Origin of the sequence: Ideonella sp., assembly GCF_044358605.1 — a bacterium.
GTDB lineage: Bacteria > Pseudomonadota > Gammaproteobacteria > Burkholderiales > Burkholderiaceae_C > Ideonella.
The window spans coordinates 36,519-54,967 of record NZ_JBIKNQ010000011.1 but is presented as its reverse complement, the minus strand read 5'-3'; the positions used below and the strand labels follow the sequence as shown (position 1 = coordinate 54,967).

Below are 18,449 nucleotides of genomic sequence, written 5' to 3'. Positions count from 1 at the left end.
TTCAGATCTCCGCCTTGATGGGAATGGTGCGCCGCTTCTCGCTGCCAAACAGGCTGGTGTCGCTGCTGCCTTCGGAGCAGCCGTTGCCAAAGCTGAAGCCACAGCCGCCGCGCACATTGAAGGTGTTCTCGGCGTATTCGCGGTGGGTGCTGGGGATCACAAAGCGGTCTTCATAGTTGGCAATGGCCATGGTCTGGTACATGTCCTCAACCATGTGCTGGCTCATGCCCACTTGTTCCAGCACGGCGCTGTTGTGGACGCCGTCCACATGTTTGCTGCGCTGGAAGGCGCGCATGGCCAGCAAGCGCTCCAGGGCCTGCTCCACGGGCTCTACCGCACCGGCTGTCAGCAGGTTGGCCAGGTATTGCACGGGGATGCGCATCTGCGCCACGTCCGGGATCTGCCCCTTGCTGCCCACATGCCCCGCCTGGGTGGCGGCGGTGATGGGCGACAGCGGCGGCACATACCAGACCATGGGCAAAGTGCGGTACTCCGGGTGCAGGGGCAGCGCCACTTTCCAGTCGACGGCCATCTTGTAGACGGGGCTCTTGCGCGCCGCCTCCAGCCAGGCGTCGGGGATGCCGTCCAAGCGCGCCTGGGCGATCACAGCCGGGTCATTCGGGTCCAAGAAGAGATCGAGCTGGGCCTGGTAGAGGTCTTTGTCTTTCTCCACACTGGCGGCCTGCTCGATGCGGTCGGCGTCGTACAGCAGCACACCCAGATAGCGGATGCGGCCCACGCAGGTTTCGCTGCACACCGTGGGCTGGCCGGCCTCGATGCGCGGGTAGCAGAAGATGCACTTCTCGGCCTTGCCGCTCTTCCAGTTGTAATAGATCTTCTTGTAGGGGCAGCCCGAGACGCACATGCGCCAACCCCGGCACTTGTCTTGGTCGATCAGCACAATGCCGTCTTCTTCGCGCTTGTAGATGCTGCCACTGGGGCAAGACGCCACGCAGGCCGGGTTGAGGCAGTGCTCACACAGGCGCGGCAGGTACATCATGAAGGTGTTTTCAAACTCACCAATCATGGCCTTCTGGGCCGCATCGAAGTTGGCCAGGTTGGCGTCTTCGCTGCGCTTGGCGTATTCGCCGCCCAAGATCTCCTCCCAATTCGGGCCCCAGACGATCTTGTCCATCTGCTGGCCGGTGATCAGGCTGCGTGGGCGGGCCGTGGGGCTGGCCTTCATCTCGGGTGCGCTTTGCAGGTGCGCATAGTCGAAGGTGAAGGGCTCGTAGTAGTCGTCGATCTCCGGCATGCGCGGGTTGGCGAAGATCTTCATCAAGAGCTTCCACTTGCCGCCCTGGCGCGGCTCAATCTGGCCATTGGCCTTGCGCACCCAGCCGCCTTGCCATTTGTCTTGGTTCTCCCAGGCCTTGGGGTAGCCAATGCCGGGCTTGGTTTCCACATTGTTGAACCAGGCGTACTCCAGGCCAGGGCGGCTGGTCCAGACGTTCTTGCAGGTGACTGAACAAGTGTGGCAGCCGATGCACTTATCCAGGTTCAACACCATGCCGATTTGGGCTCTAATCTTCATGCGGCCTCCTGCCGAGCAGCCTCAAAGGAGGCACGCCCCCCCTGGGGGGGCAATGAACGAAAGTGAATGTGGGGGGTCATGCGTTCTCTCCTTGGGCTTGCACCAGAGGCACCTTGTCTTCACCGACGGGCGTGTCCAGCCAATCGACGCGGTCCATCTTGCGCACCACCACAAACTCGTCGCGGTTGGTGCCTATGGTTCCGTAGTAGTTGAAGCCCCAGCTCTGCTGGGCATAGCCGCCCACCATGTGGGTGGGTTTGAGCACGATGCGGGTCACCGAGTTGTGGATGCCGCCCCGCGTGCCGGTGATGGTGGAGCCCGGCGTGTTGATGATCTTTTCTTGGGCGTGATACATCATCACCATGCCCGGGTTGACGCGCTGGCTGACCACCGCGCGGGCGGCAATCGCACCGTTGACGTTGAACAGCTCCACCCAGTCGTTGTCGACGATGCCCGCCTTGACGGCATCCTCTTCGCTGAGCCAGACGATGGGGCCGCCCCGGCTCAGGGTCAGCATCATCACGTTGTCGGTGTAGGTGCTGTGGATGCCCCACTTCTGGTGCGGGGTGATGAAGTTCAGCAAGATCTCTGGGTGGCCATTGGGCCGCTGCTGGTGCATGGCGGCCGTGGCCTTCATGTCCACCGGCGGGCGGTAGCTGGACAAGCCCTCGCCAAAGGCCAGCATCCACGCATGATCTTGGTAGAACTGTTGGCGGCCGGTGAGGGTGCGCCAAGGGATCAGCTCATGCACATTGGTGTAGCCGGCGGTGTAGCTGACGGTCTCGCTCTCGATGCCGCTCCAGGTGGGCGAGCTGATGATCTTGCGCGGCTGGGCCTGGATGTCGCGAAAGCGGATCTTCTCGTCCTCGCGGTACAGGGCCAGGTGCTTGTGCTCGCGGCCGGTGGCCTTCTCCAGCGCCTCCCAGGCTTTGACGGCCACGTGGCCGTTGGTCTCGGGGGCCAGTTGCAGCACCACCTCGCAGGCGTCGATGTCGGTCTCTATTTTGGGCAGGCCTTGGCTCACGCCGGGCTCGCGCACCAAGCCATTGAGCTGACCCAACTGCGTCACCTCGGTCTGGGTGTTCCAGGCAATGCCTTTGCCGCCATTGCCCACGGTGCTCATCAAAGGCCCGAGTGCGGTGAAGCGCTTGTAGACATTGGGGTAGTCGCGCTCCACCACTTGGATCTGCGGCGCGGTCTTGCCGGGGATGAACTCGCATTCACCGCGCTTCCAGTCCTTCACACCCATCGCCTGGCCCAGCTCGGCGGGGGAGTCGTGCATCAGCGGGGTCAGCACCACCTCCTTTTCCACGCCCAGGTGGCCCACGCAGACTTGGCTGAAGGTCTTGGCAAAGCCTTTGTAGATATCCCAGTCGCTGCGTGCGCCCCAGGCCGGGTCCACCGCTGCGGAGAGCGGGTGGATGAAGGGGTGCATGTCGCTGGTGTTGAGGTCGTTCTTCTCGTACCAAGTGGCGGTGGGCAGCACGATGTCTGAATACAAACAAGTGGTGCTCATGCGGAAGTCCAGCGTCACCAGCAGGTCCAGCTTGCCTTCCGGGGCCTTGTCGTGCCACTTCACTTCTGTGGGCTTGGCGTCATCCTTGCCCAAGTCTTTGCCCTGCACGCCATTGCTGGTGCCCAGCAGGTGCTTCAAGAAGTATTCATGGCCCTTGCCGCTGGAGCCCAAGATATTGCTGCGCCAGACAAACATATTGCGCGGCCAGTTTTGCGGTGCGTCTGGGTCGTGGCAGGCCATGTCGAGCTGGCCGCTTTGCAACTGCGCCGCCACATAGGCTTTGGGGTCCTGGCCTGCTGCTGCGGCCTCTTTGGCCACGCGCAGAGGGTTGCGGTCCAGTTGAGGGGCTGAGGGCAACCAGCCCATGCGTTCGGCCCGTACATTGAAGTCGATGGCGCTGCCCTGGTAGGCCGCCTTGTCGGCCAGCGGTGAGAGCACCTCGTCCATGCCCAGCTTCTCGTAGCGCCACTGGTCGGTGTGGGCATAGAAGAAGCTGGTGGAGTTTTGCTGGCGTGGCGGGCGGGCCCAGTCCAGCGCAAAGGCCAGGGCTGTCCAGCCGGTTTGGGGCCGCAGCTTTTCTTGGCCCACATAGTGCGCCCAGCCGCCACCGCTCTTGCCGATGCAACCGCACATCATCAGCATGTTGATGACGCCCCGGTAGTTCATGTCACTGTGGTACCAGTGGTTCATGGCCGCGCCGATGATGATCATCGAGCGCCCCTCGGTCTTCTCGGCGTTGTCGGCAAACTGGCGCGCCACGCTGATGATCTGCTCGCGGGGCACGCCGGTGATGCTCTCTTGCCAGGCCGGGGTGTAGGGCGCGTTGTCGTCGTAGCTCGCGGCACCACTGCCCAGGCCACGGTCCAGGCCATATTGCGCGAGCTGCAGGTCAAACACCGTGGCGACCAGCGCGTGGCGTTCTTCGCCAGCCTTGCCCAAGCGCAGGCGTACGGCGGGCACACGGGCTTGGCGCACGTCGCCGCCTTGGGCATTGCCCTTGAAGTGCGGGTTCTCAACCCCACCGAAGTAGGGGAAGCCCACCTCCACCACCTCATGCGCCTGCGCGCCGTCTTCGATGACCGAGAGCTTGAGCTTCACGGTTTGGCCGTGGCGGGCCTCTTTGTCTTCCAGGTTCCAGCGGCCGGCGTCAGGCCGCCCTTCTGGCCCCCAGCGAAAGCCGATAGAGCCTTGCGGCAACACGGCCCGACCGCCGGTGTCAAAGGCCACCGTCTTCCAGTCCGGGTTGTTGGCCTGGCCCAGCTTGCCGTTGAAGTCGCTGGCGCGCACAAAGCGGTCGGGCACTTGCACCACGCGGCCGTCGGGCAGGATGTGGTCGCGCAGCATCACCAGCATGGGCAGGTCGGTGTAGCGCCGCGCGTAGTTGTCGAAGTAAGGGCTGCGGCGATCCAGGTAAAACTCTTTGAGGATCACATGGCCCATGGCCATGGCCACGGCGGCATCCGTGCCCTGCTTGGGGTGCATCCACAGGTCGGCCAGCTTGGCGACCTCGGAGTAGTCCGGCGTGATGGCCACCGTCTTGCAGCCCTTGTAGCGCACCTCGGTGAAGAAGTGGGCATCGGGCGTGCGCGTCTGCGGCACGTTGGAGCCCCAGGCGATGATGTAGCTGCTGTTGTACCAGTCGGCGCTCTCGGGCACGTCGGTCTGCTCGCCCCAAACCTGCGGGCTGGCGGGGGGCAGGTCGCAGTACCAGTCATAAAAGCTCATGCACACGCCGCCGATCAGGCTCAGGTAGCGGCTGCCTGCGGCATAGCTGACCATGCTCATCGCCGGGATGGGCGAGAAGCCGATGATGCGGTCTGGCCCCCAGGTCTTGGCGGTATAAACATTGGCAGCGGCCACGATCTCGTTGACCTCGTCCCAACCGGCGCGCACAAAGCCGCCCAGGCCACGCACCTGTTGGTAGTCGCGGCGCTTGGCCTCGTCGCCCTGGATGGCGGCCCAGGCCTCTACCGGACCCAAGGTCTGGCGGGCCGCACGCCAATGCTTGAGCAAGCGCCCGCGCACCATGGGGTGCTTGACCCGGTTGGCGCTGTAGAGATACCAGCTGTAGCTGGCGCCGCGCTGGCAGCCGCGCGGCTCATGGTTGGGCATGTCCCAGCGGGTGCGGGGGTAGTCGGTCTGCTGGGTCTCCCAGGTGACGATGCCGCCCTTCACGTAGATCTTCCAGGAGCAGGAGCCCGTGCAGTTCACCCCATGGGTGGAGCGCACAATCTTGTCGTGGGCCCAGCGGTTGCGGTAGGCGTCTTCCCAGGTGCGGTCTTCGCCGGTGGTTTGGCCGTGGCCGTCAGAGAAGCTCTCCTTGGGCTGGGCAAAGTGCGTGAGTCGGTCCAAAAAATGTGACATGTCAAACCTTTGAGGTCAGCAAGGCATGGGCGCGTTCTTGCGGCTGTAGCACCACCAGGTGATGGCCATGCAGCTCAGGTAGAACACGATGAAGGCATAGAGCGCACCGTCGGGGCCACCCGTCAGGGCGATGGAGGTGCCGTAGCTCTTGGGGATGAAAAAGCCGCCATAGGCGCCGATGGCCGAGCTGAAGCCCAGCACCGCTGCCGCCTCTTTGTTGGCGTCCTTCACGGCTTGCTCGCGGGCCAGGGGGCTGGGCCCGGCGGCGCGCTGGCGCTCCGTCAAGAAGATGACCGGGATCATGCGGAAGGTGCTGCCATTGCCAACCCCCGCGAAGGCGAACAGAGCCATGAAAGCCACCAGAAAGCCCATGAAGTCGCCCCCCTGGCCGGCCTGCGGCAGGAAGTGCAGCACGGCCAGCACGCCCAAGGCCATGGCCACAAAGTTCCAGAAGGTCACGCGCGCACCGCCCAACTTGTCAGACAGCCAGCCACCTAGCGGCCGCGACAGCGCGCCCACCAGCGGGCCCAGCCAGGCGTACTGCAGCGCATTGACGCCGGGGAACTGGCTCTTGATCAGCAGCGGAAAGCCCGCCGAATAGCCGATGAAGCTGCCGAAGGTGCCCAGGTAGAGCCAGCACATCAGCCAGTTGTGCTTGCGCTTGAAGATCACCGCCTGGTCGGCAAACGAGGCCTTGGCCTCGGCCAGGTCGTTCATGCCAAACCACGCTGCGACGGCCGACAAGGCAATGAAGGGCACCCAGATGAAGCCCGCGTTTTGCAACCACAGCGGGCCCTTGGCGCTGGGGGCGGGCTCGCCGCCCAGCGCCCCAAACACCCCGGCGGTGATGACCAGCGGCACCACAAACTGCACCAGCGACACGCCCAAGTTACCCAGGCCCGCATTCATGCCCAGGGCATAGCCTTTTTGGGCCTTGGGGTAGAAGAAGCTGATGTTGGCCATGGAGCTGGCAAAGTTGCCGCCGCCCAGGCCACACAGCAGGGCCAGCAGCACCATCACCTCATACGAGGTGTTCACGTCCTGCACCGCAAAGCCAATGCCCAGAGCGGGCAGCAGCAGGCTGGCGGTGGACAGGGCCGTCCAGCGCCGCCCCCCAAAAATTGGCACCGCAAACGAGTAGAAGATGCGCAGCGTGGCGCCGCACAGCGCAGGCAGCGCGGCCAACCAGAACAGCTGGTTGGTGCTGTACTTGAAGCCCACATTGGGCAGGTTGACCACCACCACCGACCAGACCATCCAGACCGCAAAGGCCAGGGTCAGCGCCGGGATGGACAGCCAGAGGTTGCGGGTGGCCACACTGTGGCCGCTGCGGTCCCAGAGGCTTGCGTCCTCCGGGTTCCAGTGGGCTATAACGGATGCCATGAGGGGCTCCTGTGAAGAGAAGAAGAGGTGCGGTCGAACGCGCGAAGAGAAGGAAGGAAAGAGAAGCGCGTTAGCGCACGAACGACCGCGAAAACGGGGCTTCAGGGGCCTTGGCACCCATCAGCTCGGTGCGCCGGACTTCTGTCCAGTACATCCAGATCAGGGAGACCCAAACCACGCCATAGAGCAACATGAAGGCGCTGGAGCGAATGCCGGTCAGGTCCATCAGCACGCCAAACAAGATGGGCAACACAAAGCCGCCCAAGCCACCGGCCAAGCCCACGATGCCGCTGATGGCGCCTATGTTTTGCGGGTAGTCGTCACTGATGTACTTGAAGACACTGGCCTTGCCGAAGGCCCAGGCGATGCCCAAAATGAACATCAAGGCGGTGAAGGCATAGACGTTCAAGCCGATGTGAAAGGTCTGCGGCCCGTTGACGGTGGTGACGGTGAAGTCGGTCTGCGGGTAGCTCAGCAAGAACAGGCAGACCCAGCTCACCCACATCACCCACCAAGTGACGCTGTGCGCGCCGAACTTGTCCGACAGCACGCCGCCAATGGCGCGCAGCACCCCACCGGGCAGCGAGAAGCAGGCCGCCAGCAAAGCGGCATAGCGGATGTCCAGGCCGTACTCACCCACGTAGTACTGCACCATCCACAGGGCCAGTGCCACATAGCCGCCAAACACAATGCTGTAGTACTGGCAGTACTTCAGCACCTTGGGGTCCTTCAGCGCCTTGAGCTGCTCGCCAAAGCTGGCCCTAGAGGTGACCAAGTGCGAGGGGTCGCTGGCGCTGCCAAACCAGAAGATCAGCAAAGTGCCCAGCATCACCGCCGCATAGACCTGCGGCACGGCCGTCCAGCCAAAGGCCACCAGCAGGGCCGGGGCGACAAACTTGTTGACCGCCGAGCCCGAGTTGCCCGCGCCGTAAACCCCCATGGCCATGCCCTGGCGGTTTTTAGGGAACCAGCGTGCTACATAGGGCGTGCCCACAGAGAAGCTGCCCCCGGCTAGGCCGACAAACAGGCCAATTACCAGAAAGTGCCAATACTGAGTGGCGTAGCTCATCATCCAGATGGCCGGGATGGTGGTGGCCATGAGCACGGCCATCACGATGCGGCCGCCGTACCTGTCGGTCCAAATGCCCAAGGGCACGCGGATGAGCGAACCCGTCAACACCGGTGTGGCGGTGAGCAGGCCGAACTCGGTGGCGTTCAGGCCCAGCGTCTTCTTCAGCGGAATGCCGATGACGCCGAACATCATCCAGACCATGAAGCAAACGGTGAAGGCCAAGGTGCTGACGATGAGCACCGACCAGGCTTTGGAAGGCAGTGGGGCAGAAGCGGGCATAGGGAACCTCAAAACAAGCACCCCCACTGTCGCCACAGCCCGCCCCAGCGGCCATACCGCTAAGAGGCAGGTTCAGCGCGGCGTTAGAACGATGGCCTTGCGGGCGACATAGTTCTGAAGAACTAGGGCTGGGCGCCTGAGCCAGCTTTTCGGCGCGGCTCAGTGCCCGCCATTGGTGAAGTCAGCATCTTCCAACGGCGTTATTTGCGCCATACTCCCCAGGGTTGTGGTGGTGTGGCAACTGAGTGGCATTCATTTGCCAACTTTTGCCGCCACCGCCACCGTCTAACAATAAACGCGGTGCTCCCTGCAAAGTGAGCGCTGCCCTGGGTTGAAGGAAGCAAGACCATGAGCTGGTCTGGTGGCGCTGCGCCCCGCTTGCTGCTGGGGCCGTGGTTGGTGGATGGGCCTGCGCACCGCCTGGTGCAGGGCGAGCAGCGCGTGGCCCTGGAGCCCCTGCACATGGCCGTGCTGCTGGCCCTGTGCGAGCGCGTGGGCCGCGTGGTCTCTGCCGACGAGCTGCTGGCCGCCTGCTGGCGCGGCGAGCCCCTGGGCGACAACCCCGTCCACAAAGCCATTGCCGCGCTGCGCCGCGCCCTGGGCGACAGCGCCACCACGCCGCAGTACATCGAGACCATTCGCAAACAAGGCTACCGGCTCATTTCGACCGTACAAGTCTTGGGTGACCAAGGCCCACGTGGCCGCACCGGTGCCTGGACGGCAGGCTCGCCCTTCCGGGGCCTAGAAGCCTTTGAGGCCCGCCATGCCGCTGTGTTCTTTGGGCGCGACCCGATGGTGGCCACCCTGCTGCAAGCCCTGAACCAGCAATGGCAGCGGCACTACCCACTGGTGGTGCTGCTGGGGCCTAGCGGCTCGGGCAAAAGCTCGCTGGTGCAGGCGGGGCTGCTGCCTGCCTTGCACGGCGCCCGCCCGGCCGACTGGCCCTTGCGCATTTGCGCCGACGCCACCTTAGACGGCGGCAGCCTAGGCCCCTGGGACGCCTTTGAAGGCCTGGCCGCCGCCATGCTGGACTGGGAAGTGGCCGACACCCCTTTGCTCAGCGGCTACAGCATCAGCAGCCTGGGTGAGGCCCTGCGCCAACAGCCCGCCCAAGTGGCCGCCCACCTGCAGGCCGGCCTGCAAGCCCCCGCCTGCGCGGGCCTGCCCGCCGCCCTGGTGCTAGACCGCTGGGAAGCTCTGCTGGCCAGCCAGCCCCACAGCACCGTGGCCGCGCTGCTGGCCACGCTGGACCACCTGCTGCGCGCCACCCCGCTGGTGGCCGTGGTGGTGTGCCGCAACGACCACTATGCCGAGCTGGCCCGCCACGAAGTGCTGATGGCCGGCAAGGTGCACGGCGCCCATGTGGACCTGCTGCCCCCCGACGCCGAAGCCCTGGCCCAGATCATCCGCCTGCCCGCCCAAGCCGCCGGCCTGCACTATGGCCTGGACGCCGCCGGTTGGCGCCGCCTGGACGACCGCCTGGTGGCCGACGCCGTGGGCGCCCCAGACGCACTGCCCCTGCTGCAATACACCCTGGCCGCGCTGTACGAAGCCCGCAGCGACGCGGGCGAACTGCGCTGGGCCGCCTATGACGACATGGGCGGCCTGGACGGCGCCATTGGCCGCCGCGCCGAAGCCGTGCTAGCCGCACTGCCTGAAGACCAACAAGCCGCGCTGCCCGCCCTGCTGGGCCACCTGGTGCAACTGGCAGGCCCGGCCGGGGCCCAGGCCACCACGCCCTCGGGCCGCTGGATGCCGCTGAACGCCTGCCGCGACGACGCCGAGCTGGCCCTGCTGCGCGCCCTGGTTGAAGCCCGCCTGCTGGTGACCGACCAAGTGGGTGGCCGCGTGGGCTTCAGGGTGGCGCACGAGGCCCTGCTGCGCCGCTGGCCCCGCGTCACCACCTGGGTCGCCCAGCACCAACTGAGCCTGAGCACCCGCGACGAACTGCACCCCTGGGTGCAACGCTGGCGCGAGGCCCAGGGCGCCTCGGCCTATCTGCTGCCGCAGGGGCCATTGCTTTCCCGCGCGCGTGAAGGCCTGGTCACTCATCTTGAACTGTTTACAGAAGACGAGCGCCAGTTTGTGCAGCGCTCGGTGCTGCGCCACCAGCGCAAACGCCAATGGCGCTGGGCAGCCGTGGCCGCCAGCGTGGTGCTGGCGGCGGTCACCTCTTGGATGGCCGTGCACAACCTGGAGCTGGCCCACCAAGCCCAAGCCCGCGAGCGCGAAAGCCAGCGCCTCAGCAGCTTTATGCTGGGCGAGCTGGCCGACCAACTGCGTCCCCTGGGCAAGCTGGACTTGCTGGGCAGCCTGGGCGAACAAGGCCTAGCCGCCCTGGCCGAGCGCGAGGCCGACAACAGCCTGGGCCCCACCGACGCCATCCAACGCGCCAAAGCCCTGCTGGTGCTGGCCGAGGTGCAAGGCAGCCGCGGCAAAGGCCAACGCCCCTTGAGCGACCAAGCCGCCCAACAAGCCCGCCAACTTCTGCAAGCCCACCCCGAATGGGCCCAAAGCCACGCGGCCGACTACTGGCCCACCCTGGGCGCCGCCTGGTTCTGGCTGGGCCAAAACGCCTATGACGCCGGCGAGCTGGACACCGCCGCCCAGGCCATGGGGCAGTACCGGCAGGTGGCGCAGCAGTGGGTAGCGGCGGAGCCCAAGAACGCGACAGCCCGCACCGAGCTGGGCAGCGCCCTGGGCAGCCTGGGCGCCATTGCCATCAAGCGCGCCCGCTGGGCTGAAGCGCAACAAGCCTTTGAAGAGGGACGACGCCTGGCCCAGGCGGCGCTGGCTGATGAGCCAGATAACGCTACACATGAGTCCATCTTGAATGAGACCGAGACTTGGTTGGGTGTGGTGGCCTATGTGCAGGGGCAGCCGGTGAAGGCGTTGGAGTGGTATGAAGGGCCTCTGAAACGCATGGCGAAGCGCGCGAGCACCAGCGGCGAAGCGGCCCTAGAAAGTTGGATTCGCGGTGGACTCTTGCGTCGTACTGCAGACGCTCGTATTGCCATGGCAGACCGAGAACGCGCACGCCAAGACCTGCAGTCGGCCGCCGCCGCTCTGAGTTCTGCTTGGCGAAGTGAGCCGTCAAACGCGAACTGGGAAATCCATTTGGTGATCGCTAAGGCCCAGCTCGCGCTGCTAGAGGCCTCTGAGGCCAGGGGCGTGAATGCGAAGCTTGGCGCAGTGCTTTCTGAGCTTTCTGTGGCGACGAGTCGTGGCGACAGCAAGGCTGAGCCCTATGGTCGAGCCAAGGTTCTATTGGGCCTGTTGAGGGCAAAGCAGGCCCTGGAGACTGGAGATGCTTCGACCGCCATACGGGCCTGTGACGATGTCAAAGCTTTGCTCGACGATGTCTACAAGGCCGCGCCCGATTGGCAACTCGACCAACTGAGAGGCCAATTGGCCTTGATTGGGCTCGCAGCCTTGAATGCGCTCAATGCCGATGCTGAGCGCCAAAGATGGTGCGAGCAAATGCAAGCGGCTTTGGCCCCGGCACTGGCCTCTGGCCATGCCGGAGTGGTTCTGGAGGCAAGTCTGCACCTGCAGGCTTGCGCTGGAAGCCGCACACCCTCCCCGGAAGACTGGCAGCGCCTCAGCGCTGGTGGCTACCGCGTGGCATGGATGAGCGGTGGGGATGTTCCCCTTCAATCAGTAAACCCAAGAGGAAGACCAACACCATGACGACCCAAACCCCCAAGCCCCTGGAAATGGCTACCTACTATGTGGTGCCCGTGCGCAGCGGCGGTGACAAACACGCCCAACACTGTCGCTACTTCAACCCCAAAGGCGAACCCGTCTCCGCCGACCAGCTCAATTGCCACGCGCATGGCTACAGCAATGACTTCGTTTGCCTGGCTCAGCCCACAGCGGACCAACTCGCCAATTGGCTTAACATTCCTGAGGGTATCGACACCGAGGCGGAACTTTTTGCGGCTGTTGCCAAGACCCTTGGCGGCAGCTACCAGTTGCCCAATATGTTCATGGCGCGAGAGCGGCGCGTGGTGGTGCCGGTGGCGGACAACAGCGAGCGCGGGCTGCTATTGATCTTCGCTCATGGGGGATCTGACCACCCGGGCTACCTGACGGCCAGCACCGATCCGATCATCAGGAACACGCCTTGATCTGAGTCTGAGGTGTGGGTTCGGCCCGCTTCAGGCCACCAAACATCATCGGACTCTCGTCGGTGTCAGGCCGGAGTCGGCGCAGCAAAGCATGGTTTCATTTGTCGCTGACTTCAATGTACCAGCGCCAAACGCGCGCAGTAGCGCCCACATCCTCAATGACTTCTCCGGCGGTGACAACTACGAGTGTGTTGTCATAGACATCACTGAATCCGAAAGAACACATCGCCAACCCTGTTCCCGAGGCGTATCTGATTTCGTGATATCCCTTGGTCCAAAAATGCAGCCCGTTGCCATGCTGCATGTCAAAGTTGCTTGCGTGAGACCAATTCTGTCGCTGCGGCTGCCATCCGGCACGTGTCAATAACTCTCTCGCCTCATCGTAGGAAAGATCTGAGATTCTCGGTATTGGCGTGTGAAGTGCCGAAACCGGTTGTGGGAAGAACTCAGTCTTCGGTATGCCGTGAAGCTCGCGCTTGGTAGCCACCTCTGCGGCATGTCTCCAGTCTGTCAATAACTCCGATGTGTATGCGGAAGTGTCACTGTCGATCAGCCTCGAGCAGGTTTGGCATAGCCAGATCGCATTCGTGTGGGAGCGGCGGCTTCCCGCCGATTGCGCTGGGTCGTACCTTGGTCCTCCAGGAGAAGCTGCGGCAATGTGACTTGCGACGCCGAGATTGATGTGCCTGCCGGGTTCACTATGCGGGCCAGCGGTGAGGGCACGACAGTCAGGGTTTGAGCAGCGGTAAGCCACGCGTTTGGCAAGAGAGTCTTTGACAGACGCTTTAAAGTCGTCGCGCGGCATAGGGAGGCGTATCAGAAATGCGTGAACCGAATGGTAATTCCTCCAAAAACCACCGCTTGACGACCGGCCGAGTAACGGCGCTTGGCACCCTATAGCTCATAGAGCGGGATCGTGAAATCGGTACTGCCGGCCACGTTCGTTAACGGCAGCCACGTGGCGCAGGGCTTCGGTATCCAGCAGGCCATGTTTGCGCAGCACTGCGTACAGTTGGTAGAACTCACCCTTCAAATTCCCCGCGAAGATGCCGGGATCGTCTGATCCCAACGACACCATGATGGGTACGTCCCCTGGTTTGACGAAACCAGGTACGCCCATCCAGCGCATGACGTGATGCTCTTCAAAGCATTCGTACTGGCTGATGCGCACGTTGCTGCTTGGAAGCGTTTCAATGACGATGCGTCTTCCCGCCACGCGCGCCATCAGCGCTTGTTGTAGACGCAAGTAGACAGCCGGGGTAAACAAAGCATCCTGAGCTTCAATCTCGATCAATTCTTCACCTCTAGGGATCAGCTTGTGATCGTTGTGCCACTTCCATAGCAGTTGAAGCGCCTCGGGATCCGATTCATTTGCTTCGTGTACTAAACGAGCCTCTTCACGCAAACTATCGACCAGTGAAGCATCAAACCATGTCCAATTCAGACTTTCTTGGAGCTGACTGACAAAACCCATGTGCAAGCCCCGAAACCCCATGGCGCGCTCAAAGAGGTTGGCCGCCACAGGGGTACGGAACACCTGCGGTAGCAACGAATTCAATTGCATCTCGGCTTGATAAGCCTGCATGGGGCAATCCGGCAACTGGCGCAGCAACTGCCAGGCAGCAAGCAGATCCAGCAGTCGCTCACTTCGACTCAAGTGCAAAGTCCCTGGCATCCGAGACAGCCACAGCGACGGATCGATACCCAATGCAGTGCCGTGGCCAATGCGCGAACCGTTGCGCAAGTTCAGCAGCTCTATGGCGTCCAGCATGTGCCGCAGGCCTGTCAGCAAATGGGGAAAGTCCTCTCCAGCGTGATAGCTGCGGTGCCCGAGGCCAAGTCGTTCGGCTTGCCGAAATATGCTGGCGAACACCTCAGGTGGTGCATGTAGTTCGTTGGCCGCACCATCCACGCCACGCACCCAGCGGCGCAATCGTGGGTAATCCCGCAAGGTGATGCGGAGATGGGCCATTTGTGACTCGAGCATGCATCGAAGTTCGTAATGCCGGTAGGGCTCTCCCCGCCTCGGCTTCCAAGGTTGCTTGATGAAATGAGCCACCAAGGCAAGTTGCTGGCGCTGCGGCCACCGCGCATTCAACCCCATGCACACCTCGTCCAGCTCTTGCAAAGTTCTTGACAGTGAGCGAGTCTGCGCTGAGTCGTTTGCCTTCAGACCGTCTCGAAGGTAGGCAAGGTAGCCGCCGAGGATTTGCTGCAGCAAGCGCGCATTGCCAACAGAGCTACTCTTTGGCGCAAAGCGCCCTTCCAAATAGGCGGTATGGCTGCGCTGCTCATGAGGGCCGTGCATGTCCACGAGCCGTTGCACATAGCTTCTCTCGGCCGGCGTTCGAAGTTCGGTGTGGGTGTACTTCTGGAACTGGTCGAAGCCGTACAGTTCTTCGCCCTGAACCATCAGCTCCCGGTACTGGTGCTGCAGCAACAAGTACAAATGGAGCATGCGGGCAACCCGAATCGACAACTGTGGCTGGCAAAGAAGACGAGTCAGCCAATCCAGTTCACCGGACAACTGCTCAGTCGGGCCGATGTGCTTCAGCACGTAAGGGCGGTTCACCTCCTGGGCAATGCAATCGCTGTCGTAGCTGCGTAAATCACCAGCGCACAAGGGTGCATTCGAAGGCAGCTCGCCAGGGCTCAGCGCTGCGTAGACCAGCCAGGCACGCAGCCGGCCTGCCAACACCAGGTCTCGGTGCAATTGAACCGGCTTGAACTCGCTCTCATGCAGCCGCGCCAACTCCTGCACGCGATCGCCCGCCGAGGACCGCTTGGAGGCTCGCCACAACTCGCTGAACAGTCGCGCCTCACGGTTGGGGTGGGCCAGCGCCCGCAGCCAGCACTGCTCTGCAAAGGTACTGCCATTCAGGTGCAAATGGCTTTCATGAAGGCCTTCCCGACCGATGTAGTCCTCCACCGCCCCGTCCCTGGGCGTCGGGCAAGGCAAGGCTTGACCCACCGGACGGCCGATCAGCGCCTCGACCGAATCATGCCCGGCCAGGTGGCCGCCACGCTTCGTATGCAAGGCCTGCATCTTCGCAATGATGGGAACGCTGCTGATGCGGCTCAATACGCTCTGCTGCCATTCGCCGAAGCGGTTCAGCTTCACCTGAACCTGCCCTTGCTGCACCTCCAAGAACTGTTCGGCGAGCAAGCGCAAAGCAGCATCAGCAAGATTTTCGTCGGTCAATCCTCGCTGCTGCGCCGCCTTAAACCCGAGATCGAAGACATGATCAGGCAGTCGGGCCTGCCAGCGGTGGTTGCTGAGATAAAGGTGCTGCCGCAAGTCGCGGCGGTCTTGCGGAACGGACCAATCACTGCTGAGTAGATGCTGGCGAACCAGAGGGCTGCTCAGAGTCCGGCAGCAAAGCAGGGCTAACTGGGGAGCGAACGCGTCGGCCATGGGGCCACTCAATTCTCTTTCGCCTGCTCAGCCTTTTTGCTTGCCGGCCGGGTGCGTGGCTTTGCTTCGGCTTTCGTGTCAGCCGGACTACCACCGGACCTCGTGACGGTGGTTTCTCCGATGATTGACCATGTTTGTTGGTCGCACATCACGTCCTGGTTCAATGCAGCCGAAGTCTCGATATTGAGCTTTTCCCCCAAGGCTTGGACAAATCTCTGCATCGTCAAATCCTTAGCGAGCCCCTTCTGTCCATCTTTGATCAGCCCCAGCAAAAGCGGGCATGACGCAATCATGAACGTCAGTGGCGCAATGGTGGGTGTGACGTCGATGTCTTTCGAATCAGCAGCCCTGATGAATTTTCTGATCACGAGCTCGCCTGAGGAGCGTGGGTTTGAGCGATTGATAGTCCCTTCGGCCGAGCCAACATCGCGATGGTGATAGTCCACTTCCTCCACCAGGCAGGCGTTGATCAACGCCCAGGAGAACAACTCCATGGCCTTGACGCAGCGCTCACTTTCGAGCGTTTCATTAGTTGCGCGCATATTGGATGAAATATTGTCCAGACTGAAGTACAGGCGATTCCAGATCTTCCCGAGCAGGACGGCCGACGGATGGAAATACTTTTTCAACGGTTCGCAGAGCTTCAACCATTGCTCAACACGACTCACCAGCGATTCAAGTGCAGTACGCTCAGCAGACTCTTTAGACAATTCTGCCTTTTCAACATCTCCAGGGGCGCCGCCACGTTCACTTTCGCTTTCACTTTCGTCTTCTCCTTCGCTGGAGATCAGATCCGACCAATTCGGCAATGAGACTGTCGGTGTATTTCTAACCTTGTTCAGCTGATCGGAAATAGACTTCTTGAGATCCGGGGTGGACGAAACGTCCAACTCGAGCAAATTGGCAATCAACCCCAACGTATTGAAAATGGACAAGTAGCGCTGTGTGTTATTCGACCTCTTGACGCCGGACTGGCTGAAAGCAATCGCCGGAAAGGCGCGAGAATCCTTACCATTCAAGGCCTCTTTGAGCTGATCGTCGAATGCTCTTGCATCGCCTCGTTTGCCGGTTCGTACACCGACGATTCCCTGGCGCAACTCCAGGTCTTTCGACTTGGTGGCGCCGATCAGAGCTGCCGTGGCGTGCCAGGACCAATTGAGCGCGTTGTCTGTGCGCCCCACGGAAAGGTACTGCTTGATCTTTTTCTGAAGTTCCGATGCATTCTCTGCCCCGACTGATGCAGTGCCATTCTTCTTGGCGACCAAATGGAAAATGTTGCTGCTGCCTGCGGTGACGAGCATATAGATAATGGCGCGCGCCGGATCGTTTTCACATAGACGGGCAACGTCCGCAGCCAGCGAGACATAGGCACTACGCAGTGACGCATCCCGTGACTGTGGGCGGAGGTAGACGGCCGTGTCGGGCTCGCCATCGCGTACGCTAAGGTTGAAGGCCGCTTCTATGGTGGCGTGCAGATCACCCTCGGCAATGCTCTCCACATCGACATCGTGGCGGTAAAGACTGCTTAGGGCGGTGGCTCGCAGTGCCTCGCTCGCTGCATCGGTTGTCTTGGCGGATTCGCTCTCTGACAACTTGAAATAGCTCGAAAGCAGTTGCAGCACCGACCGCACCGGAAGCTTCAGCACGTGCTCACGGAAAAGCGTTTTGTCAGCCTTGGACCTGAGCCTCAGGCCCTGAGTGGAGATTTGGTCGACAGCACTGTGCAAAGTGGGATTACTAGCTCCACCCGGCGTGATCACCGAATACGTTTGCCTCTCGGACAAGGTATGAAGGGTCTTCAACTGAACCCGTCGTTGAATGGGAAAGAGCTTGAGGAGGTACTGATCCTCAAGATGTTCCACCATGCGATCCTGCTGTTTGCGGCGGTCTGCATTCAGGCCTCTGTCTTCGCTGGCGAAGTCTTTCTGGAAATGGTTTTGCACCAGCAGCGAATACATCTCAAGATCACCCGTGACCAGGGCAACGACCTGCGGCGAATCGAGATACTTGCGAAGACACTCCAGCACTTCCATGGCCAGTTCGGCCTTGGTGTCCGCGTCGTCGATGGCCAATACCAGCGCGTCTGCACCATACATCGTGCAAACCGAGCTAATGACGGTGTGGAGCTTGCTGCGTAACCGCTGACTGTCTGCGGCCCGCTCCAAGCCGTGGTCCAGGAACAGTTCAGCATCCAGATCGTCAAGGCCTGACTTGCTGCCGCTCAATACATGCAGGCCACCAGCAAGATCCTTGAAAGACTTCCTGAAAACTTCCTGCTCGCGCTCGCCAGCCGCACTTCTATCCGGGCAGCACTTTTCCAGATGCTTCAACCGCTTCAGGATGTGCAGCAGTACGTGTTCGCTGGACTCGATGCGGCTCGGATCTAGGTACATGAGCGGCAGGACGTTGACACTGCGGTTAATCTTCGGGTCGTTGTACAGGTCTTGCCTTTCACCCTTACCTTGATGGCCAAGATGTTGATAGGCATAACGTAGAAATGTCGACTTGCCCGCCCCCCGTGTGCCATCGATGAAATAAGTCAACCCACTGCCGAGGGGGTAGCCATCATCGTCAACGTTTCTGTGCTTGGGCGGGGCCTTAGCAAAATCTTGCGCCTGCTTGATGTCTTCACTCAGCTTGCTGAGCAAATTCTCGTACGCCACTCGTTGAATTAGCTGCGAGCCTTCGGCGACGGGTTGGCTGTGGTTGCTGCTGTTAAGGTCAATGACAATGGCGTTGGAGGTGTCAGACATAGC

General features: G+C 62.0%; 9 protein-coding genes. 2 read left to right on the top strand and 7 right to left on the bottom strand.

The window, feature by feature from the left end; genetic code table 11:
- Position 1 precedes the first annotated feature (1 nt).
- The 4 genes from narH to ACIQ3Q_RS05985 all read right to left on the bottom strand — a co-directional run bounded on the left by narH (position 2) and on the right by ACIQ3Q_RS05985 (position 8,148).
- Positions 2-1,534 (bottom strand): nitrate reductase subunit beta, encoded by a 1,533-nt coding sequence (gene narH / locus ACIQ3Q_RS06000; protein ID WP_396268109.1) that lies wholly within the window; start codon positions 1,532-1,534, stop codon positions 2-4.
- 76 nt (positions 1,535-1,610) lie between these two features.
- Positions 1,611-5,414 carry a nitrate reductase subunit alpha gene (locus ACIQ3Q_RS05995; protein ID WP_396268108.1) on the bottom strand — a complete coding sequence of 1,268 codons (3,804 nt, stop codon included), beginning with the start codon at positions 5,412-5,414 and terminating at the stop codon, positions 1,611-1,613.
- Between the two features lie 15 nt (positions 5,415-5,429).
- Positions 5,430-6,797: a NarK family nitrate/nitrite MFS transporter gene (locus tag ACIQ3Q_RS05990; RefSeq protein WP_396268106.1), complete on the bottom strand. Its 1,368-nt coding sequence runs from the start codon at positions 6,795-6,797 to the stop codon at positions 5,430-5,432.
- Between the two features lie 70 nt (positions 6,798-6,867).
- A complete protein-coding gene (locus tag ACIQ3Q_RS05985) occupies positions 6,868-8,148 on the bottom strand; it encodes a nitrate/nitrite transporter (protein WP_396268104.1) in 1,281 nt (426 codons plus the stop codon).
- Between the two features lie 348 nt (positions 8,149-8,496).
- On the opposite strand from ACIQ3Q_RS05985, the gene ACIQ3Q_RS05980 reads away from it, so the two are divergent.
- Positions 8,497-11,838: a winged helix-turn-helix domain-containing protein gene (locus tag ACIQ3Q_RS05980; protein ID WP_396268103.1), complete on the top strand. Its 3,342-nt coding sequence runs from the start codon at positions 8,497-8,499 to the stop codon at positions 11,836-11,838.
- Entirely contained in the window at positions 11,835-12,278 is a 444-nt protein-coding gene (locus tag ACIQ3Q_RS05975) for a hypothetical protein (RefSeq protein WP_396268102.1), read from the top strand. Before ACIQ3Q_RS05980 ends, ACIQ3Q_RS05975 begins: the two co-directional genes overlap by 4 nt.
- A 97-nt stretch (positions 12,279-12,375) precedes the next feature.
- Here ACIQ3Q_RS05975 and ACIQ3Q_RS05970 read toward each other — a convergent pair whose 3' ends face one another.
- The 3 genes from ACIQ3Q_RS05970 to ACIQ3Q_RS05960 form a co-directional block, all read right to left on the bottom strand.
- On the bottom strand, positions 12,376-12,582 hold the full coding sequence (locus ACIQ3Q_RS05970) for a hypothetical protein (RefSeq protein ID WP_396268101.1): 207 nt from the start codon (positions 12,580-12,582) through the stop codon (positions 12,376-12,378).
- Positions 12,583-13,179: 597 nt separating this feature from the next.
- Positions 13,180-15,693: a hypothetical protein gene (locus ACIQ3Q_RS05965; protein ID WP_396268100.1), complete on the bottom strand. Its 2,514-nt coding sequence runs from the start codon at positions 15,691-15,693 to the stop codon at positions 13,180-13,182.
- Positions 15,694-15,701: 8 nt separating this feature from the next.
- Positions 15,702-18,446, bottom strand: a complete 2,745-nt coding sequence (locus tag ACIQ3Q_RS05960) for a hypothetical protein (RefSeq protein ID WP_396268098.1) — start codon at positions 18,444-18,446, stop codon at positions 15,702-15,704.
- Between the last annotated feature and the right edge of the window lie 3 nt (positions 18,447-18,449).